Genomic DNA, 18,962 nt, shown 5'->3' on the forward strand with positions numbered 1-18,962 from the left:
GGCCTGGCTGCCCGGGTCGTGCGGGGGTGCGACCTGCGCGACCGAGCTCGCCCCCACGTGAGGAGAGCGCATGGCGAGCGGCATCCCCATCGAGATCGCGGGGCTCAGCAAGCACTTCGGCCCCGTGACCGCGGTCGATGACCTGACATTCACGGTGCAACCGGGCAAGGTCACCGGATTCCTCGGTCCGAACGGGGCCGGCAAGACCACGACGCTGCGGGTGCTGCTCGGGTTGGAGCGCGCGAGCGCCGGCACCGCGACCTTCGGGGGGACGCCGTACTCCGCGCTGCCACGGCCGCTCGAGACCGTGGGCGCCGCACTCGACGCGAACTTCCACCCGGGGCGCACGGCGCGCAACCACCTCAAGGTGTACGCGACCGCCGCCGGCCTCTCGTCGGCCCGCGTGCCCGCGGTGCTCGAGCAGGTGGGCATGTCCGAGTACGCCGACCGTCGCGTCGGCGGCTACTCGCTCGGCATGCGGCAGCGACTCGCGCTCGCCTACACGCTGCTCGGCGACCCCGGCGTCTTCGTGCTCGACGAGCCGATCAACGGCCTCGACCCCGAGGGCATCAAGTGGATCCGCGGGTTCCTGCAGAACCTCGCCCGCGAGGGTCGCACGGTGCTCGTCTCCTCGCACCTGCTCAGCGAGGTGCAGCAGAGCGTCGACGAGGTCGTCATCATCGCGAAGGGCCGGCTCATGAAGAGCGGCACGCTCGCGAGCCTCGAACTCGACTCGGCGCCGCGCACGATCGCGGACTCCCCCGATCGTCCGGCGCTGGCCGCGGCGCTCGAGGCGGCCGGCCTCGAATTCACCGAGGGCCGGAGCGGGTTCATCGTCGACGAGCCCGACCCCGCCAAGGTCGGTCATGCCGCGTTCGTCGGCGGCGTCGAGCTCGCGGCCCTGCATCGCCTGAGATCGGGGCTCGAGGAGTCGTTCCTCTCGCTCGTCGGCGGCGGTGAGGAGTCGTGAACCTCGTGCGCGCGATGGGGTCGGAGTTCCAGAAGGTCTTCACGACGCGCATGTGGTGGCTCCTCGCGCTCCTCCTCGCCGTCTACGTCGCCTTCATGGCGGGTGGGTTCGGCGCCTTCCTGGGGTGGGCGACCGAGAATCCGGATGCCGCGGCATCCGCCGGCGGCACGACCACGGTGCCGCCCGGCACCGAGCTCGCACCGCTCATCTACAGCTTCGCGTCGTCGGTCGGCTACGTGTTCCCGGTGCTGCTCGGCGCACTCGCCGTCACCGGCGAGTTCCGTCACAAGACCCTCACGCCGACCTTCCTCGCCGAGCCGCACCGCACCGTCGTGCTGAGCGCCAAGTTCGTCTCGCAGCTCGTGATCGGGGCGGGGCTCGGCGTCGTCGCCTTCGCCGTCTCGGTCGGCGCGGGGGCGGCGGCACTCGCCGGCTTCGGCCTCGACACGGGGCTCGACTCGAGCGACACGTGGGCGCTCGTCGGCCGCGGCGTGCTCGCCATGGCCCTCTGGGGCGCGATCGGCGTCGGCCTCGGCGTGCTCGTCGTCAACCAGGTGGCCGCGATCGTCATCGTCATCGCCTTCACCCAGTTCGTCGAGCCGATCCTGCGGGTCGTGGCGTCGCTCAGCGACGTCACTGCGTCGATCGGCCGGTTCCTGCCGGGCGCGGCGAGCGACGCGCTCGTCGGGGCGTCCTTCTACAACCTCGCCTCGCTCGGTTCGACCGAGACCCTCGAATGGTGGCAGGGCGGGCTCGTGCTGCTGGCCATCGCGGCCGTGGCGACGGTGATCGGCGGGGCGACGACCTGGCGACGGGACGTGTCGTAGGGGTGGAGCTCGCCGACCTCCGACGCATCCGACTGCACGTGCAGGGGCTGCGCGAGCTGCGCGCGGCGTCGGCCGCGGGCGTCGTGCGCGACTTCGTCGCGGTGCAGTCGCAGGAGTTCGTGCCGGCCCAGTGGGGGCTCGCGATGCGGGTGCCGGCGGGGCGCCGGCCCGATCTCGCGGCGGTCACCGCGGCGCTCGATCGGGGCGAGATCCTGCGCACGCACGTGCTGCGGCCGACGTGGCACTTCGTCGACCCGGCCGATGCCCGGTGGCTCATGGAGCTCTCGGCCGAGCGGGTGCATCGGGCGAACGCGACGTACTACCGTCGCACCGGCGTCGACGGCGACGCCGGAGCGCGCGCTCTCGACGTCGTCGCCGCGACGCTCGCGGGCGGCCACCGCACGCGAGCCGAACTCGCCGCTGCGCTCGAGGCGGCCGGGCTGCCCTCGACCGGACTCGGCTTCACCTACGTGCTCATGCTCGCCGAGCTCGAACGAGTCGCGATCAGCGGGGCGAACGTCGGGAAGCAGCGCACGTACGCGGCGTTCGACGAACGGGTCCCGGTGGCGCCCCCGAAGGCGCGGGAGGCGGCGCTCGTCGAGCTCGCGGCACGATTCATCCGTTCGAGGGGGCCCGTGACCGACCGCGACTTCGCCGCCTGGTCGGGGTTCACGCTCGGCGACACCAGGCGGGCGTTCACGATGCTGGCCGAGGAACACGGCGGGCCCATCGCGACCATCGAGGTCGACGGCGCGACGCACTGGCACGACGCCGAGGCGACGGCGGCTGCGACGGATGCCCCGCGGCCGCCGGCCGGCGTCGTCGACCTGCTGCAGGCCTACGACGAGTACATCATGGGCTATGCGGCGCCCCGCACGTTCCTGCAGCCGCCCGGGCGGGGCGACCCCGTGCACCCCGAGTTCCCGCTGCACGCGCTCATGATCGACGGCGTGATGGTCGGTCGCTGGGCCCCCGTCACCTCCGGGCGGAACGCGGTCGTCAGGCTCGTGCCGTGGCGCTCGTTCTCGGCCCGCGAGGAGCGTGCGCTCGAGGCATCCGTCGCCGAGGTCGAGCGGTTCCTCGGCGTGCCGGTGACCGTCGAGCGCGAGACCGCGGCCGACTGACCCGAGGCCGGCGGCCCGCGGTCACGTCCCTGCGGCGCGACGGTGCCATTCGACCTCCGCCATGTTCGCGTCCGCCCAGTCCTTCATGTGGTGCACGATCGGCATCAGGCTCTCGCCGAGCGCGGTGAGCGAGTACTCGACGTGCGCCGGGTAGACCTGCTTCACCTCTCGGGAGACGAGGCCGTCGCGTTCGAGCAGCCGCAGGGTCTCGGTGAGCATCTTCTGGCTGGCGCCGGCGACTCTGGCGCGCAGCTGCGAGTGCCGCTGGGGTCCCTCCGAGAGCGGCAGGAGCACGAGTGTCGTCCATTTCGCGCCGAGGATGTCGAGCACCTGTCGAGACGGGCACTCGGCGAGGTACGCCGCGAAGGCGTCCTTCGCGGCCGCGCGCTGCTGGTCGGCGGTCAGGGTCACTGGGTCTCCAAGCTCTCGGTCGACGACGGCGGATGGGCACCTGCGGCATCCCACGGCACTCTGAAGTGCCTGCTGGTGCCGGCGCTCAGGGCGATGTGACGATCGAAACCGCACGGCGACGCGATCCATTCCCGGACCGCGCAGAACACCAGTGAAGGAACCCCGATGACCCACCTGCTGCATGTCAACGCCTCCGCCCGCGGAGACGCCAGCCGCTCCCTCGAGCTGGCGACCAGCTTCATCGGCGAACTCGAGACGATCGACGACGGACTGGCCGTCGACCGCCTCGACGTCTTCGACGGGTCGCTGCCCGAGTTCGGCACGGTCGCGGCCGGCGCGAAGATGGCGACGTTCGCGGGACAGGGACGCACCACCACGGAGGAGCGGGCGTGGTCGGAGGCGCGCGCCGTGTTCGACCGCTTCGATGCCGCCGACTCCTACGTCTTCAACGTGCCGTTCTGGAACGCGGGAGTGCCGTATCCGCTGAAGCAGCTCGTCGACGTGATCACCCAGCCGGGCTGGGCCTTCGCCTTCTCGCCCGAGTCCGGCTACCGCGGACTGCTGCAGGGCAAGCGGGCCTTCGTCGTGTACACGAGCGGGGTCTACGCCGAGGGGTTGCCGCCGTCGTTCGGCGCCGACTTCACGACCACGTTCTTCCGCGACTGGCTGGGCTTCATCGGCATCACCGACGTCGAGGAGGTGCATTTCGCACCGACCATCGTGAACGCCGACGTCGAGGGCACCCATCGGGCGGCACTCGACGCCACGATCGCGGCCGCGCAGCGGTTCGCGTCGGCGGAGCGGTTCGCGGCGTGAGCTGACCATGCCTGGGGGCGACGGCCGCTACGATCACGGCATGGCCGTCATCGGAAGCGTGTTCGTCGCCCTCGCCGCGCTGCTGCACGGCTACATCTTCCTCATGGAGAGCGTCTGGTGGACGAGGCCCTCCACGTGGAAGCGCTTCGGCGTCGCCGACCAGGCCGCGGCCGACGTGACGAAGCCCATGGCCTACAACCAGGGCTTCTACAACCTCTTCCTCGGCATCGGCGCCGCCCTCGGCCTCGCGCTCTACTGGGCCGGCGCGATGCCCGTCGGCAAGACCCTCGTGCTCTTCACGACCGCGTGCATGGTGCTCGCCGCCGCCGTGCTCACGACCACGGGTCGCGGCTACCTGAAGCCGGCGCTCGTGCAGGGCACCCTGCCGCTCATCGGCTTCGTGCTGTTCGCCTTCGCCTGAGCCGACGAGGAGCAGAGCGGAGCGGATGCCGCAGCGCGCGCCGCGCGAGGGTTCGATCAGTCGCCGTCGACGACGTCGGGCGTCGCCGTGAGCTTCAGCCGGTCGATGAGCTCCGCGGCGTGATTGGTGCTCAAGATGATGCGCGTGAACTCGCCGGCGGCGAGCTCGAGCACGACGGCCTGACGCTTGCCCTTGACGATCACGAAGTCGCTGCCGCCGTGGTACTTCCAGACGCCGACGGCGACGACGAGCGGCACCTCGGTGCCGCGACGACGGATGCCGCGGATCCAGATCCACGGGTCGGAGGTGATGGTCGCGGACCGGATGTCGTCGCGCTGCACCACGAGATCGGCGCTGCGGAGCGCGAGCGACTTCTCGGCCGGGGTGAGGTGTACCTCGATCCGGTCGGTGTGCACGCGCAGTTTCGCCATGCTTCCATCCTGCCCGAGTCGCGCGTCGGGCGTCGTGTCGACGCCCCACAAAGCGATAACGGTTTGCTGCAGGAAACGTTGCGTACCGGTTCAGCCGGTTACGCGGGTCGAGCGGATGCCGCGGCGCGCGCCGCCCCCGGAAGGGCCTCGAACACCCGGGCGATCGCCGAGTCGTCGTGCGCCGCCGTCACGAACCACGCCTCGAACACGCTCGGCGGCAACGAGACGCCGGCGTCGAGCATCGCGTGGAAGAAGGGGGCGTAGCGCCACGACTCCTGGCGCTGCACGGTCGCGTAGTCGCGCACCGGTCCGGCCGCGGCCTCTTCGCCGAACACGAAGCTGAACAGGTTGCCGGCGTGCTGCACGCGGTGCGCGACCCCCTCGGCGTCGAGGGCGGCGGAGACCGCGTCGCTGATCGCCTCGGCGGTGGCGTCGAGCTTGCGGTACACCGAGGCATCCGCCGCCCTGAGGGTCGCGATACCGGCGGCGACCGCGACGGGGTTCCCCGAGAGCGTGCCGGCCTGGTAGACGGGGCCGAGCGGCGCGAGCTGCTCCATGATCTCGGCCCGACCGCCGAGGGCGGCGACCGGCATGCCGCCGCCGATGACCTTGCCGAACGTCATCAGGTCGGGCGTGTACGCCGTGTCGGTGCCGTCTTCGAGGCCCCACCAGCCGGCGGCCGAGACGCGGAAGCCCGTGAGCACCTCGTCGGAGATGACGAGCGAGCCGTGCGCGTGGGCGAGTTCGACGACCGCGCGGTTGAACCCGGCGGCCGGGGGCACGACGCCCATGTTCGCCGCCGCCGCCTCGGTGATGACGGCCGCGATGCGGTCGCCGTGCTCGGCGAACACCGCGGCGAGCGCGTCGAGGTCGTTGTAGGGCACCACAAGGGTGAGCGCCGCGATGTCGGCGGGCACGCCGGCGGAGCCAGGCAGCGCGAAGGTCGCGAGGCCCGAACCGGCCTCGGCGAGGAGCCCGTCGGAGTGGCCGTGGTAGTGCCCGGCGAACTTCACGAGCAGGTCGCGGCCCGTGAAGCCGCGCGCCAGGCGGATGGCGCTCATCGTCGCCTCGGTGCCCGTGGAGACGAGGCGCAGCCGCTCGATCGGGCCGACGCGCTGTTCCACGAGCTCGGCGAGTTCGGTCTCCGCCGGAGTCGATGCGCCGAACGAGAGTCCGCGCGCGGCGGCATCCGTCACCGCCTCGATGACCCGCGGGTCGGCGTGACCCAGGATCGCGGGGCCCCAGCCGGCCACGAGGTCGATGTACTCGCGACCCTCGACGTCGGTGACGTACGGGCCGCGGGCGCTCACGAGGAAGCGCGGCGTGCCGCCGACCGAGCGGAAGGCGCGCACGGGCGAGTTCACGCCGCCCGGGATCGCGGCCTGGGCGCGGGCGAAGAGCTCGTCGTTCGTGGGGGCGTTCATGCCGCGTCTCCGTTCCGGATCCACTCGGCCAGTTCGACGGCCCAGTAGGTGAGCACGGCGTCGGCGCCGGCGCGGCGGATGCCCCGGACCGACTCGATGACGGCGCGCTTCCGGTCGATCCAGCCGTGGGCGGCGGCGGCCTCGATCATCGAGTACTCCCCCGACACCTGGTAGGCCCACACGGGCACCTCCGATGCCGCGGCGACGTCGGCGAGCACGTCGAGGTAGCTGCCCGCCGGCTTCACCATGACGACGTCGGCGCCCTCGTCGATGTCGATCATCGCCTCGCGGAGCCCCTCGCGGCGGTTGCCGGGGTCGAGCTGGTAGGTGCGGCGGTCGCCCTCGAGGGTCGACTCGACGGCCTCGCGGAACGGGCCGTAGTAGGCGCTCGCATACTTCGCCGAGTAGGCGAGGATCGCCGTCTCGTGGCGACCGGCGTCGTCGAGCGCCTCGCGCACCGCGGCGACCTGGCCGTCCATCATGCCCGAGAGGCCGAGCAGCTCGGAGCCCGCCCGCGCCTGTGCGAGCGCCATCGACGTGTAGCGCTCGAGCGTGGCGTCGTTGTCGACTCGGCCGCGCTCGTCGAGCACACCGCAGTGCCCGTGGTCGGTGAACTCGTCGAGGCACAGGTCGGTCTGCACGACGAGCCGGCCGGCGGATGCCTCGGCGGCGACGCTCGTCGCGACGTTCAGGATGCCGTCGGGGTCGGTGGCGCCCGATCCGCGCGCGTCGCGCACCTCGGGCACGCCGAACAGCATCACGCCGCCGACGCCGGCCGCGGCGGCCTGCTCGACCGCGTCGGGCAGGCTCGCCAGGGAGTGCTGCACGACGCCCGGCATGGAGCCGATGGGCACCGGGGCGGAGACGCCCTCCCGCACGAAGATCGGGAGCACGAGCTCGGCGGGGTGCAACCGGGTCTCGGAGACGAGGCGGCGCAGCGCCGGGGTCTCACGCAGTCGGCGCGGGCGGACACGGGGAACGGGCGTGGAGCTCACCAGTCAAGCCTACGTCGGCCCCGCTGGACGGTCGCTGACGTGATAGATTCCCGGATCGAACCGGCGCCGAGGTCGTCGCCACGAAGGAACCCGACCATGCCACGCATCACCCCCGCCTACCGTTCCCGCCGCGCGCGCCTCGAGCTCCGTGACGCCGTCTGCGTCGTCACCGGCGCGGCGAGCGGAATGGGCCTCGAGTCCGCCCGTCTCCTCGCCCAGCGCGGCGCCGAACTCGTGATCGTCGACCGCGACGGCGCGGCGCTGCACGACCTCGCTGTCGAACTGCGCGCGGGCGGCACCACGGTCAGCATGCACGTCATCGACCTGCGCGAGACCGACGCGATCGAGGCGCTGCCGGCCGCGGTGCTCGCCACCCACGGTCGCGTCGATGTCCTCCTGAACTGCGCCGGAGTCTCGATGCTCGGGCGCTTCGAGCAGTTGAGCCTCGACGAGTTCCGCTGGGTCGTCGACATCAACCTCTGGGGCACGGTCGCGATGAACAAGGCGTTCCTGCCCGCGCTCGCGCGGCGGCCCGCAGCGCACATCGCCAACGTCGCGAGCCTCTACGCGCTCGGCGCTCCGGCCGGTCGGGTGCCGTACGTCACCTCGAAGTTCGCCGTGCGCGGCTTCACCGACGCGCTGCGCCACGAGCTCGAGCGCACCGGCATCACGATGTCCGCCGTCTACCCGGGAGGAGTGCGGACGGCCATCATCCACAACGCACGGGTCGCGGAGGGAGTGCCTGCCGACGTCGCAGCGCGAGCCGCCGACGCGCAGGCCTCGCTGTACCGCACCACGGCGCAGGAGGCCGCCGCGCGCATCGTCGACGGCATCGAACGACGCCGGCCGCGGGTGTTCATCGGGCGCGACGCACGACTCGCCGACATCGCGACGCGGCTCGCCCCCGTCTGGTACTGGTCGGTGATGCGCGGCGTCGTCGCGAAGGCGGGCCACACGGAGACGGCATCGGGGGCCTCCGCGGCACATGCGCGGTGACACGGCCGACCCGGTGACCCGGCTGCGGGTCGGACGCCGATGACCCGGCTGCGGGTCGGGCGCCGATGAACTGACTGCGGGTCAGGCCTTGGCGGTCGCCGCGTCGACCACCGCGTCGATGAGCGACTCGGCGGTGCGCTCGCGCGCGACGACGTCGACGCGGAGGCCGATCTGGGCCGCGTCCTTCTTCGTCTGCGGGCCGATCGCGGCCACGAGGATCGACTCGGGGATCGGCCCGAGCTGCTCCTGCACCTGCTCGGCGACGCTGCCCGACGTCACGAGCACCGCGTTGACGCGGCCGGAGCGCACGTCGTCGGCGACCTTCGCCGAGACGGGAACGCCGATCGTCCGGTACGCCACGACGGCCTCGACGTGATGGCCCATGCGCTCGAGGCCGATCGAGAGCACCTGCTTCGCGATCGCCGAACGCAGTGCGAGCACCTTCAGCCCGGGTGCGCCGTCGGTCGCGGCCTCCCACTCCTCGAGCATGCCTCGGGCGGAGTTGTCCTCGGACGGCACGATGTCGGCCTGATACCCCGCCGCGATGAGCGCGGCTGCGGTGGTCTCGCCGACCGCAGCGACCTTCGTCGTCTCGGGGATGACGGCGTTGTACGTCGAGAGCACGTCGACCGTCGTCGCACTCGTGACGGTGAGCCAGTCGAAGCCGCCGGCGGCGAGCTTCGCGAGCGCCGCCTCGAGGGCGGGCTGGTCGTCGCTCGGCGCGAAGTTGATCAACGGGGCGATCACGGGCGAAGCGCCGCGGGCGCGCAGGGCGGCGGCGACGCCGTCGCCCCAGGGCCCGCCGCGCGGCACGAGCACCCGCCAACCGGCGAGGGGCTTGCCGGCGGAAGCAGGCAGGTTGATGGCACCCGTCATCGATTCGAATTCGCTCACAGCGACTCCTCTGGTGGTGCAAGATCAGCGGCGCCATTGCCGAGGAGTTCCGCGACGACGCGTTCGGCGAGGTCGCGTGCCGCATCCGCCAGGTCGGCGGCCGAGCGGCTTTCGGGGGTGGCCGCGTGCGAACTCACGAGTCGCCGGGCCCCGTCGGCACTGTACACGCTCGCCGACAGGAACAGAAGTTCGTCCTCCATGAAGGCCGTGGCGCCGATGGGGGCCGAGCAACCGGCCTCGAGACCGGCGAGCACGAGCCGCTCGGCGAGCACCGTCGCGCGGGTCATCGTGTGGTCGACGGCCTCGAGCGCGCGTTCGAGCGAAGCGTCGCCGACCTCGCGGCGCACCTCGATCGCGAGCGCGCCCTGACCCGGTGCCGTCGGCCAGTCGCCGAGTGACAGGAGGTCGGTCACGGCGTCGGAGCGGCCGAGACGACCGAGGCCGGCGGCGGCGAGCAGCACGGCGTCGAGCTCACCCGACTCGACCTTGCCGAGGCGGGTGTCGATGTTGCCGCGCAGGTCGACGGCCACCACGTCGGGACGCGCGGCGCCGAGCTGGGCGATGCGACGGGGCGAACCCGTGCCGACCCGCGCACCCTCGGGCAGCGTCGCGATCGTGAACCCGTCGCGCGCGCAGAGCGCATCCCGGGCGTCGGCGCGCTTCGGCACCGCGCCGAGGCGCAGCCCATCGTGCTCGGCGGTCGGCAGGTCCTTCAGGGAATGCACCACGACGTCGCACTCGCCGGCGAGGAGCGCCTCGCGGAGTGCGGCGGCGAACACGCCCGTGCCGCCGATCGATGCCAGCGATGCCCGCGACGTGTCACCCTGGGTCGTGATCGGCACGAGCTCGATCTCGGCCTTGGCGGCCTTCGCGAGCCGCTCGGAGATCTGACGGGTCTGGGCCATCGCGAGTGCGCTGCCCCGGGTGCCGACACGGATGACGCCGGTCATCGCGACGTCGCCTCCTGAGCGGCGACCGAGCCGTCGACCTCTGCTCCATCGGCGATGCGGGCGTGGTCGGGCCACGGGCCGAGCGCGGTGAGGTGCGGGCGCTCGGCGTCGGGCACGTCGTTCACGCGCTCGAGCACGAGGTCGACGAGCCCCGAGACGTAGGCGGGGTGCACCCCGGGGGTCGGGGCGCGGCGCACCTTCAGCCCGTGCTCACCCGCCGTCTCGACGGCCTCGTTGTCGAGGTCCCACATGACCTCCATGTGGTCGCTGACGAAGCCGAACGGCACGATGACGATCGCCTCGGTGAGGCCGCCTGCTGCGAGCTCGCCGATCGCGTCGTTGATGTCGGGCTCGAGCCACGGGGTGCGCGGGTCACCCGAACGCGACTGGTAGACGAGCGACCACGGCGAGGCCGGGGTGGCGGCGTCGTTGATGACGGATGCCACGGCCAGGTGCTGTGCGACGTACGCGCCGCCCGGGCCGAACGACGGCCCCGAGGCATCCGCTGCGCTGTTGGGGATGGAGTGGGTGACGAAGAGCACGTGGATGCGCTCGGGCGCGACGCCCTCGGCGACGAGCTCGGCGGCGGCCGTGGTGACGCCCTCGATGAACGGCTGCACGAAGCCGGGGTGGTCGAAGTACTCGCGCACGCGGTCGATCGCGACGCCCGTGCCGGCGGTCGCCTTCTCGAAGTCCTCGCGGTACTGGCCGACGCCCGAGTAGCTCGTGTAGGCGCTCGTGACGAGCCCCAGCAGCTCGGTGTGGCCGTTGGCCTCGGCCTCGCGCACGACGTCGCCGAAGTAGGGCGCCCAGTTGCGGTTGCCCCAGTAGACCGGCAGGTCGATGCCGCGCGCGGCGAGCTCGGCCTCGAGCGCGGCCTTCAGCTGCCGGTTCTGCTCGTTGATCGGGCTCACGCCGCCGAAGTGGCGGTAGTGGTGGGCGACCTCTTCGAGCCGCTCGTCGGGGATGCCGCGACCGGCGGTGACGTTGCGGAGGAAGGGGATGACGTCGTCTTGACCCTCGGGGCCGCCGAACGACGACAGCAGGATCGCGTCGTAGTGCGCCATTACTGCAGCACCTCCACGAGCTCGGCGGTCGTGATGCGGCGGCCCGTGTAGAAGGGCACCTCTTCACGCACGTGACGGCGGGCGTCGGTGTCGCGGAGTTCGCGCATCAGGTCGACGAGCTCGGTGAGCTCGTCGGACTCGATGGGCAGCAGCCACTCGTAGTCGCCGAGCGCGAAGGCGCTGACGGTGTTCGCGATGGCGCCGCGGAACGCCGCGCCCTTTCGGCCGTGGTCGGCGAGCATGCGGCTCCGCTCCTCGGCGGGCAGGAGGTACCACTCGTAGCTGCGCACGAAGGGGTAGATCGTGAGCCACGACTTGGGCTCGATGCCGCGCAGGAACCCGGGCACGTGCGACTTGTTGAACTCTGCGTCGCGGTGCACGCCCATGGCGTTCCACGTCGGCAGCAGGTGCTTCAGGATGCGGGCGCGGCGGAGCTCGCGGAGCGCCCACTGCAGGCCCTCGGCGGTCGGGCCGTGCAGCCACAGCATCACGTCGGCGTCGGCGCGGAGGCCCGAGACGTCGTAGATGCCGCGAAGGGTGACCCCCTCGTTCTCGACGAGCGCGATGACGCCGTCGAGTTCTTCGACGATACGGCGCACATCGTGGCCGTCGTAGTCATCGGGCCTCGCCGGATCCCGGCGGAACACGGCGAACACCGTGAAGCCCTCGGGAGAATCGGCGGTTTCGGATTCGGGACGGAGCGCGTCGGCTGCCGCTTCGGCAGCGGGGGAAGACATGCCTCCAGTCTCCCCCTTTCCGCGTGATCGGCCAAAAGGGACTCCATCGCGCCGCGGTCGTCGTCACCCGCGCCGGCGCCGACGCCGACGAATCGGGCACGTACGCTCGTCGCATGAGGATCTGGTCGCTGCACCCGCGCTACCTCGATCGCCAGGGGCTGACCGCCTGCTGGCGCGAGACGCTGCTCGCGCAGGCGGTGCTCGAGGGCGCCACGCGCGGATACACGCAGCACCCGCAGCTCGAGCGGTTCCGCGCGGCGCCCGACCCGCTCGGCGCGATCGGCGACCACCTCGCGGGCATCGCCGAGGAGGCGACCGCCCGCGGCTACCGCTTCGACGGGAGCAAGGTACACCGACGGAGCACTCCCCCGGTGCAGCTCGAGGTCACGAGCGGTCAGCTCGCCCTCGAATGGGAGCACCTGCTGCGGAAGCTGTCGACGAGGAGCCCCGAACTCGCGCGGCAGTGGGCCCTCGTCGAGTCCCCCGACGCGCATCCGCTGTTCGTCGTCGTCGACGGGCCCGTGGCGTCGTGGGAGCGCGCGACGCGGCCCGCCGCCGGAGGAGCGCCGCCTCAGTCCTGATCGCGCTCGGTCGCGCTGAGCGCGTCGAGGAACCTGATGACGACTTCGCGCTCGTCGGAGGTGAGGGCCGCCGCGGCGTCGAAGCGCCGGGCGTGCAGACGCCCGACCGACTCGCGCGCGACGATGCGCGTGGCGTCGGTGACCGAGATGGCGAGCGCACGCCGATCGCTCGGATGCGGTGCTCGCACGATGTGACCGCCGCGTTCGAGGCGGTCGAGGAGCTTGGTCGTCGATGCGCTCGAGATGCCGAGGTACTCGCTGATCGCGCCCGGGGTGGCGATCTCGCCCTGGTTGCGGGCGGCGATGAGGAAGCGCAGCGCGCGCATGTCGGTGGCGTTGAGCTTCATGTACCTGCTCGACGCCTCGCTCATCCGACGCTCCGCCTCGTGCCAGCCGCGGAGGCTCTGCATGACGCGCACGATCTGGTCGAGCTGTTCGTCGTCGAGGCCGGCACGGTTCACGAGCTCTTGGTCGTGGTCGGAGATGCGGGGATCGTGCATTGCGGCGGCGATGTCGTGCCGCGTCTCCCGCTCACTTGCCATGGAGTGATTCTAGCCAGTCATGTATATTTCTCGCTAAGCTAACTACTAGCCAAAGCAGTTAAGACTGGAGTCACCATGACCCTCAGCGACATCGAAGAGGTCGTACTGCTCGACGCCGACGACCGGGCCATCGGCCGCGCGCCGAAATCGAGCGTGCACGGCGCCGACACCGCGCGCCACCTCGCCTTCTCATGCCACGTGTTCAACGAGCGCGAAGAACTCCTCGTGACCCGCCGCGCCCTCTCGAAGCAGACCTGGCCGGGCGTCTGGACCAACTCGTTCTGCGGCCATCCGGCGCCCGCGGAGACCCTGGTCCACGCGATCCGCCGCCGCGGCGAGTTCGAGCTCGGACTCCTGCTCGACGGCATCGAGCCGGTGCTCCCGTTCTTCCACTACCGGGCGACGGATGCCTCGGGGCTCGTCGAGAACGAGCTCTGCCCCGTGTACACGGCGTATGCGGCCTCGGAACTCGAGCCGCATCCCGGCGAGGTCATGGACTTCGCGTGGGTGCCGCCGCAGCGACTCGCCTCGGCGATCGAGCACGCGCCGTGGGCGTTCAGCCCCTGGTTCGTGCTGCAGGCGCGCCTGCTGCCGTTCCTCGGCGGTTCCCTCGACCACGCCGTCGGCTGCTCCGTCGACGGGCGCGAGGCCATCGCATCATGATCGGCGCGACCCTCGATCGGCGGATCGACCGCGGCGGGGTCGCCGTCGCGGAGTTCCTCGACGACTTCTTCGCCCGACAGCTCGAACGGGCGGCGATGCACGGCGACGACTACGTGCGGCTCTGGGTCGCCGCACGCGACGGCGCCGCCGGAGGCAAGCGCATCCGCCCCGAGCTCGTGCTCGCGGCGCACGCAGCCTTCGCCGGTTCGAGCACGGCGGAGTCGGTGCGGCTCGCCTCGGCGTTCGAGATCCTGCACACGGCGTTCCTCGTGCACGACGACGTGATCGACCACGACCTCGTGCGCCGAGGCGCACCGAACGTCGCGGGGCGCTTCGCACTCGACGGCGTCGCCCGCGGGCTGACGACCCGCCGGGCGAACGACTACGGCGAGGCATCGGCGATCCTCGCCGGCGACCTGCTCATCGCGGGCGCGCTGCGAGTGGTCGCCGAGCTCGAGGCTCCGCGGCGGGTGCGCGCCGCACTGCTCGGGATCGTCGACGAGTGCGTATTCGTCGCGGCGGCGGGCGAGCACGCCGACGTGCGCCAGGCCGGCGCGGCCCCCGGCGAGCGCGACATCCTCGCCATGATCGAGAACAAGACCGCGTCGTACTCGTTCAGCGCCCCGCTCCAGGCGGGGGCGGTGCTCGGCGGGGCATCCGACGCGGTGGTCGCACGACTCGGCGAGATCGGCCGCCACCTCGGCGTCGCATTCCAGCTGCGCGACGACCTGCTCGGCGTGTACGGCTCGCCGGAGGCCACCGGCAAGTCCGTGCTCTCCGACCTCCGCGAGGGCAAGGAGACACTGCTCATCGCCTACGCCCGCGTGCACCCCGACTGGGCTCGAGCCGCCGAGGGGTTCGGGAACCCCGAGCTCGACGACATCGGCGCGGCACGGCTCCGCCGGGTGATCGAGTCGAGCGGAGCCCGTGCCCGCGTGGAACGGCTCATCGATGCGCGCTGCGCGGCCGCGGTCACTGCGATCGCGGCGGCGGATCTGCCGCACGGCCTGCACGAGGCGCTGACCGTCACCGCCGGCACCTGCACGGAGCGTGCACGATGACCGCGGCACCGACCGGACTCGCGCTCTACGACCGCACCGCGCACCTCGGCTCCGCCCAGGTGATCTCGCACTACTCGACGTCGTTCGGACTCGCGAGCCGCTTGTGCTCGCGCCCGGTGCGCGACCACTTGGCCGACGTCTATGCGCTCGTGCGCATCGCCGACGAGATCGTCGACGGCCCGGCCGAGGAGGCGGGGCTCGCACCGGAGGAACGGCGTTCGATGCTCGACGCGCTCGAGGTCGAGACCGAGCAGGCGATCCTCCGCGGCTACAGCTCGAACCTCGTCGTGCACGCCTTCGCGCGCACCGCCCGCACCACGGGGTTCGGACGGGAACTGACCGCCCCGTTCTTCGCATCGATGCGGCGCGACCTCGACCCGGTGGACTTCGACGAGGCCGAGCTCCGCGAGTACATCCACGGATCGGCCGAGGTCGTGGGGCTGATGTGCCTGCGTGCCTTCAGCGAGGGTCTGCCCGACGACCCCGAGCGCGACGCGCGCTGGCAGCGCGGCGCCCGCCATCTCGGCGCGGCGTTCCAGAAGGTGAACTTCCTGCGCGATCTCGCCGACGACTACGGTTCGCTCGGCCGTCGCTACTTCCCCGGCATCGACCCCGCGCGCCTGAGCGAGGCCGACAAGCTGCGGCTGCTCGACGACCTCGATCGCGACCTCACGATCGCGGGCGAGGTGATCGCCGAACTGCCGAGCGGATGCCGCAGGGCCGTCGCCGCCGCGCACGCCCTGTTCTCCGCCCTGTCGTCGCGGCTCCGCCGCACGCCGGCGCGCGAACTGCTCACGACGAGGGTCAGCGTGCCGACGCCATTGAAGCTCGTGCTGCTCGCGAGGGCCGCCGGGGCGCCGTCGCGACGCCCGTCCGCCGTGAGCACGAACACCCGCGTCCCGCTGCCCGGAGCGCCCGCATGAGCCGGGTCGCGATCGTCGGAGGCGGCATCGCCGGCCTCGCGACGGCGGCGCTGCTCGCTCGCGACGGGCACGAGGTCACGGTCTACGAGGCGAACGAGGTCGTCGGCGGTCGCGCCGGACGGTGGGACGCCAGGGGCTTCCGATTCGACACCGGCCCGTCGTGGTACCTCATGCCCGAGGTGTTCGAGCACTTCTACCGGCTGATGGGCACGAGCGCCGATGCCGAGCTCGACCTCGTGCGGCTGGAGCCCGGCTATCGGGTGTACTTCGAGTACCGCGTGGAACCGCTCGACCTCGTGGCCGATCGGGTCGCGTCGGCCGCGGCGTTCGAGGCGATCGAGCCGGGCGCCGGGCACCGCCTCGAGCAGTACCTCGACTCCGCCGAGGAGACGACGCGGCTCGCACTCGACCACTTCCTCTACAACGACTTCTCCTCACCGACCACGCTGCTCGTGTCGCCGGTGCTCCGGCGTCTCGGCCGGCTCGGCCGGCTGCTGCTGCAGCCGCTCGACCGCTTCATCGCCGGCCGGTTCCGCGACGAACGCCTGCGCCAGGTGCTCGGCTACCCCGCCGTGTTCCTCGGCACCTCTCCGTCGGCCGCGCCGAGCCTCTACCACCTGATGAGCCACTTCGACCTCGACGACGGGGTCTTCTATCCGCAGGGCGGCTTCCGCGAGGTCATCGACAGCGTCACGCGACTGGCGCGGCGGGCCGGGGCGCGCATCGTGACGAACGCCCGGGTCACGAGCATCACCGTCGAGTCGGGAGCGGCACGCGGCGTCGTCTTCGTCGACGAGCGGGGCCGGGCGCACGAGATCGAGGCCGACCTCGTCGTCTCGGCGGCCGACGTGCACCACACCGAGACGGCCCTGCTGCCGCCGGCGTCGCGAAGCCGGTCGGACGCCTCGTGGCGTCGAGCCGATCCCGGTCCGGGCGCGGTCCTCGTGATGCTCGGCGTGCGCGGCGAGCTCCCGCAACTGCTGCACCACACGCTGCTGTTCACCGACGACTGGGCGGAGAACTTCGACCGCATCTTCGGCAGCACGCCCTCGGTGCCCGATCCGGCGTCGCTCTACGTGTGCCGCCCGAGCGCGACCGACCCGTCGGCGGCGCCGACCGGTCACGAGAACCTCTTCGTGCTCGTGCCGGTGCCCGCCGACCCGGCGATCGGCCGCGGCGGTGTCGACGGCAGCGGCGACGACTCCGTCGAGCGCATCGCCGACGCCGCGATCGCCCAGATCTCGGCCTGGGCGGGCATGCCCGACCTCGCGGATCGCGTGGTGGTGCGCCGCACCATCGGCCCCCGCGACTTCGAGTCCGACTTCAACTCGTGGCGGGGGTCTGCGCTCGGACCGGCGCACGTGCTGCGCCAGAGCGCGTTCCTGCGGGGGCGGACGGCATCGAGCTCGGTGCGGGACCTGTACTTCGCCGGGGCGACCACGGTGCCCGGCATCGGCCTGCCGATGTGCCTGATCAGCGCCGAGCTCGTGGCGAAGGCGCTGCGCGGCGAGCGCGGCGCCGGCCCGATGGCCGAGCCCGAGGTGCGGAGCGTGGCGGCATGAGCCTCGTCTACCTCGGCGTGCTCCTCGCCGGCATCGCGTGCATGGCGTCGCTCGACGCCCGATTCCACCTCGTGTTCGGCGCCCCCGGTCGTCGCGTGCAGGCGATCGTCGTGCTCGGAGCCGGACTCGTGTTCTTCCTGGCATGGGATGTCGCCGGCATCGGCCTCGGCATCTTCCACCGTGGCGAGAACGCGGTGAGCACCGGCATCCTGCTCGCCCCCGAGCTGCCGCTCGAGGAGCTCGTGTTCCTCGGGTTCCTCTGCTACCTGACCCTCGTGCTCTACACGGGCGCCCTGCGCCTGGTCGCGATGAGGCGGGTGCGCCGGTGACCTACCTGCTGCTCTCGGCCGCGTTCCTCGCGGTGGCGGCCGTCGTCGCGGCGATCGGCTGGCGCCGCGCGCCGCGCGGCCACGGGCGCGCCGTCGCGATCTCCGCACTCGTGCTCGTGCTGCTCACGATCGCGTTCGACTCGATCATGATCGCGACGGGCCTGTTCGACTACGCCGATGCGCACATCTGGGGAGTCCGCCTCGGCCTCGCCCCCGTCGAGGACCTCGCGTACCCGATCGCCGGCGTCCTGCTCCTCAGCGGGCTCTGGAATCTCATGGGGGAACGCGTCGATGCCGACTGAGACCCGCCGCAGCGCGGTCGCCGACCTCCTCACCGCCTCGCGGCCGCTGAGCTGGGTGAACACCGCGTTCCCTTTCGCGGCCGCGTACCTGCTCACGACGCGCGAGATCGACGTCGCGTTCGTCGTCGGCACGCTCTTCTTCCTGGTGCCGTACAACCTCGCGATGTACGGCGTGAACGATGTCTTCGACTACGCCTCGGATGCTGCGAACCCGCGCAAGGGCGGCGTCGAGGGAGCACTCCTCGTGCCGGAGCGGCACCGGTCGACCATCGTCGCCGCGATCGCGATCTGCGTGCCGTTCGTCGTCGTGCTGCTCGCGCTCGGCGGCCCCGCGTCGTGGGCGGTGCTCGCGGTGAGCCTGTTCGCGGTCGCGGCCTACTCGGTGCCCGGCCTGCGCTTCAAGGAGGTGCCGTTCCTCGACTCGCTGACCTCGAGCGTGCACTTCGTGAGCCCCGCCGTCTACGGGCTCGTGCTCGCGGGCGCCGCGTTCACCCCGCCCCTGCTCGCACTGCTCCTCGCCTTCCTCGCCTGGGGCGTCGCCAGTCACGCCTTCGGCGCCGTGCAGGACGTCGTGCCCGATCGCGCCGCCGGCATCGCCTCGATCGCGACCGCCCTCGGGGCGCGCAGCACGGTCCGGTTCGCGATCGCCATGTGGGCGGCCGCGGGCGTGTTCATGCTCGCCACGTCGTGGCCGGGCCCGCTCGCGGCGGTGCTCGTGGTGCCGTACATCGCCGCGGCCGCTCCGTTCGCGAGCGTCACCGACGCGTCGTCGGGCCGGGCGAACGCCGGGTGGCGGCGCTTCCTCGCCATCAACTACGTCGTCGGGTTCCTCGTGACGATGCTGCTCATCTGGTACGCCGCCCTCACGGCGTGACCCTCATCCGCCGAGCAGCAGGCGGGTCGAGTGCTCGAGGGTGCTCGGCCAGAGTGCCGAGC

At 72.1% G+C, this 18,962-nt stretch carries 23 protein-coding genes; 14 read left to right on the forward strand and 9 right to left on the reverse strand.

What is annotated here, in order from left to right; all coding sequences use genetic code 11:
* Positions 1 to 70: 70 nt before the first annotated feature.
* Genes ACFTQE_RS01880 through ACFTQE_RS01890 form a run of 3 tightly spaced genes read left to right on the forward strand, consistent with a single transcriptional unit; the run spans position 71 to position 2,921 of the window.
* The gene (locus ACFTQE_RS01880) at positions 71 to 970 is read left to right on the forward strand and encodes an ATP-binding cassette domain-containing protein (RefSeq protein ID WP_376923470.1); all 900 of its coding nucleotides are present in this window, start codon (positions 71 to 73) and stop codon (positions 968 to 970) included.
* Positions 967 to 1,797, forward strand: coding sequence for an ABC transporter permease (locus ACFTQE_RS01885; RefSeq protein WP_376923471.1), 831 nt, complete (start codon positions 967 to 969; stop codon positions 1,795 to 1,797). The genes ACFTQE_RS01880 and ACFTQE_RS01885 overlap by 4 nt, the downstream gene beginning before the upstream one ends.
* A 2-nt stretch (positions 1,798 to 1,799) precedes the next feature.
* Positions 1,800 to 2,921 carry a winged helix DNA-binding domain-containing protein gene (locus ACFTQE_RS01890; RefSeq protein ID WP_376923472.1) on the forward strand — a complete coding sequence of 374 codons (1,122 nt, stop codon included), beginning with the start codon at positions 1,800 to 1,802 and terminating at the stop codon, positions 2,919 to 2,921.
* Between the two features lie 21 nt (positions 2,922 to 2,942).
* On the opposite strand, the gene ACFTQE_RS01895 is transcribed toward ACFTQE_RS01890, so the two are convergent.
* Positions 2,943 to 3,332, reverse strand: coding sequence for a winged helix-turn-helix transcriptional regulator (locus ACFTQE_RS01895; RefSeq protein WP_376923473.1), 390 nt, complete (start codon positions 3,330 to 3,332; stop codon positions 2,943 to 2,945).
* A 165-nt stretch (positions 3,333 to 3,497) separates the two neighbouring features.
* Between ACFTQE_RS01895 and ACFTQE_RS01900 the strand changes: the two genes are divergently transcribed.
* Together ACFTQE_RS01900 and ACFTQE_RS01905 are read left to right on the forward strand one after the other, a co-directional pair.
* Entirely contained in the window at positions 3,498 to 4,148 is a 651-nt protein-coding gene (locus ACFTQE_RS01900) for an FMN-dependent NADH-azoreductase (protein ID WP_376923474.1), read from the forward strand.
* Between the two features lie 40 nt (positions 4,149 to 4,188).
* A complete protein-coding gene (locus tag ACFTQE_RS01905; RefSeq protein ID WP_375836396.1) occupies positions 4,189 to 4,569 on the forward strand; it encodes a DUF1304 domain-containing protein in 381 nt (126 codons plus the stop codon).
* Between the two features lie 56 nt (positions 4,570 to 4,625).
* On the opposite strand, the gene ACFTQE_RS01910 is transcribed toward ACFTQE_RS01905, so the two are convergent.
* From ACFTQE_RS01910 to hemB, 3 genes are all read right to left on the reverse strand, one after another.
* Entirely contained in the window at positions 4,626 to 5,000 is a 375-nt protein-coding gene (locus tag ACFTQE_RS01910) for a hypothetical protein (RefSeq protein WP_376923475.1), read from the reverse strand.
* A 98-nt stretch (positions 5,001 to 5,098) separates the two neighbouring features.
* Entirely contained in the window at positions 5,099 to 6,424 is a 1,326-nt protein-coding gene (hemL, locus tag ACFTQE_RS01915; RefSeq protein WP_376923476.1) for a glutamate-1-semialdehyde 2,1-aminomutase, read from the reverse strand.
* A complete protein-coding gene (hemB, locus tag ACFTQE_RS01920) occupies positions 6,421 to 7,422 on the reverse strand; it encodes a porphobilinogen synthase (RefSeq protein WP_376923538.1) in 1,002 nt (333 codons plus the stop codon). The genes hemL and hemB overlap by 4 nt, the downstream gene beginning before the upstream one ends.
* A 93-nt stretch (positions 7,423 to 7,515) precedes the next feature.
* Here hemB and ACFTQE_RS01925 point away from each other — a divergent pair, with 93 nt between their 5' ends.
* On the forward strand, positions 7,516 to 8,415 hold the full coding sequence (locus ACFTQE_RS01925; RefSeq protein WP_376923477.1) for an SDR family NAD(P)-dependent oxidoreductase: 900 nt from the start codon (positions 7,516 to 7,518) through the stop codon (positions 8,413 to 8,415).
* An 81-nt stretch (positions 8,416 to 8,496) separates the two neighbouring features.
* On the opposite strand, the gene ACFTQE_RS01930 is transcribed toward ACFTQE_RS01925, so the two are convergent.
* Genes ACFTQE_RS01930 through hemQ form a run of 4 tightly spaced genes read right to left on the reverse strand, consistent with a single transcriptional unit; the run spans position 8,497 to position 12,063 of the window.
* Positions 8,497 to 9,291: a uroporphyrinogen-III synthase gene (locus tag ACFTQE_RS01930; protein ID WP_376923539.1), complete on the reverse strand. Its 795-nt coding sequence runs from the start codon at positions 9,289 to 9,291 to the stop codon at positions 8,497 to 8,499.
* Positions 9,292 to 9,305: 14 nt separating this feature from the next.
* The gene (hemC, locus tag ACFTQE_RS01935; RefSeq protein ID WP_376923478.1) at positions 9,306 to 10,259 is read right to left on the reverse strand and encodes a hydroxymethylbilane synthase; all 954 of its coding nucleotides are present in this window, start codon (positions 10,257 to 10,259) and stop codon (positions 9,306 to 9,308) included.
* On the reverse strand, positions 10,256 to 11,326 hold the full coding sequence (locus ACFTQE_RS01940; protein WP_376923479.1) for a ferrochelatase: 1,071 nt from the start codon (positions 11,324 to 11,326) through the stop codon (positions 10,256 to 10,258). Before ACFTQE_RS01940 ends, hemC begins: the two co-directional genes overlap by 4 nt.
* Entirely contained in the window at positions 11,326 to 12,063 is a 738-nt protein-coding gene (gene hemQ / locus ACFTQE_RS01945) for a hydrogen peroxide-dependent heme synthase (protein WP_376923480.1), read from the reverse strand. Before hemQ ends, ACFTQE_RS01940 begins: the two co-directional genes overlap by 1 nt.
* 113 nt (positions 12,064 to 12,176) lie before the next feature.
* Between hemQ and ACFTQE_RS01950 the strand changes: the two genes are divergently transcribed.
* Entirely contained in the window at positions 12,177 to 12,644 is a 468-nt protein-coding gene (locus ACFTQE_RS01950; RefSeq protein ID WP_376923481.1) for a pyrimidine dimer DNA glycosylase/endonuclease V, read from the forward strand.
* Here the strand turns inward: ACFTQE_RS01950 and ACFTQE_RS01955 are convergent.
* Entirely contained in the window at positions 12,635 to 13,186 is a 552-nt protein-coding gene (locus tag ACFTQE_RS01955; protein ID WP_376923482.1) for a MarR family winged helix-turn-helix transcriptional regulator, read from the reverse strand. The genes ACFTQE_RS01950 and ACFTQE_RS01955 overlap by 10 nt on opposite strands.
* 75 nt (positions 13,187 to 13,261) lie before the next feature.
* Between ACFTQE_RS01955 and idi the strand changes: the two genes are divergently transcribed.
* From idi to ACFTQE_RS01990, 7 genes are read left to right on the forward strand one after another with little or no spacing between them, the layout of a single operon-like run.
* Positions 13,262 to 13,849 (forward strand): isopentenyl-diphosphate Delta-isomerase, encoded by a 588-nt coding sequence (gene idi / locus ACFTQE_RS01960; protein ID WP_376923483.1) that lies wholly within the window; start codon positions 13,262 to 13,264, stop codon positions 13,847 to 13,849.
* A complete protein-coding gene (locus ACFTQE_RS01965; RefSeq protein WP_376923484.1) occupies positions 13,846 to 14,910 on the forward strand; it encodes a polyprenyl synthetase family protein in 1,065 nt (354 codons plus the stop codon). The genes idi and ACFTQE_RS01965 overlap by 4 nt, the downstream gene beginning before the upstream one ends.
* Positions 14,907 to 15,833, forward strand: coding sequence for a phytoene/squalene synthase family protein (locus ACFTQE_RS01970; RefSeq protein WP_376923485.1), 927 nt, complete (start codon positions 14,907 to 14,909; stop codon positions 15,831 to 15,833). Before ACFTQE_RS01965 ends, ACFTQE_RS01970 begins: the two co-directional genes overlap by 4 nt.
* Positions 15,830 to 17,395 (forward strand): phytoene desaturase family protein, encoded by a 1,566-nt coding sequence (gene crtI / locus ACFTQE_RS01975; RefSeq protein ID WP_376923486.1) that lies wholly within the window; start codon positions 15,830 to 15,832, stop codon positions 17,393 to 17,395. The genes ACFTQE_RS01970 and crtI overlap by 4 nt, the downstream gene beginning before the upstream one ends.
* Positions 17,392 to 17,724, forward strand: coding sequence for a lycopene cyclase domain-containing protein (locus ACFTQE_RS01980; RefSeq protein WP_376923487.1), 333 nt, complete (start codon positions 17,392 to 17,394; stop codon positions 17,722 to 17,724). Before crtI ends, ACFTQE_RS01980 begins: the two co-directional genes overlap by 4 nt.
* On the forward strand, positions 17,721 to 18,026 hold the full coding sequence (locus ACFTQE_RS01985) for a lycopene cyclase domain-containing protein (RefSeq protein ID WP_376923488.1): 306 nt from the start codon (positions 17,721 to 17,723) through the stop codon (positions 18,024 to 18,026). The genes ACFTQE_RS01980 and ACFTQE_RS01985 overlap by 4 nt, the downstream gene beginning before the upstream one ends.
* Positions 18,016 to 18,900, forward strand: a complete 885-nt coding sequence (locus tag ACFTQE_RS01990; RefSeq protein WP_376923489.1) for a prenyltransferase — start codon at positions 18,016 to 18,018, stop codon at positions 18,898 to 18,900. The genes ACFTQE_RS01985 and ACFTQE_RS01990 overlap by 11 nt, the downstream gene beginning before the upstream one ends.
* Positions 18,901 to 18,962 lie beyond the last annotated feature (62 nt).

It is taken from the genome of Agromyces sp. NPDC056965 (genome assembly GCF_042673425.1).
GTDB lineage: Bacteria > Actinomycetota > Actinomycetes > Actinomycetales > Microbacteriaceae > Agromyces.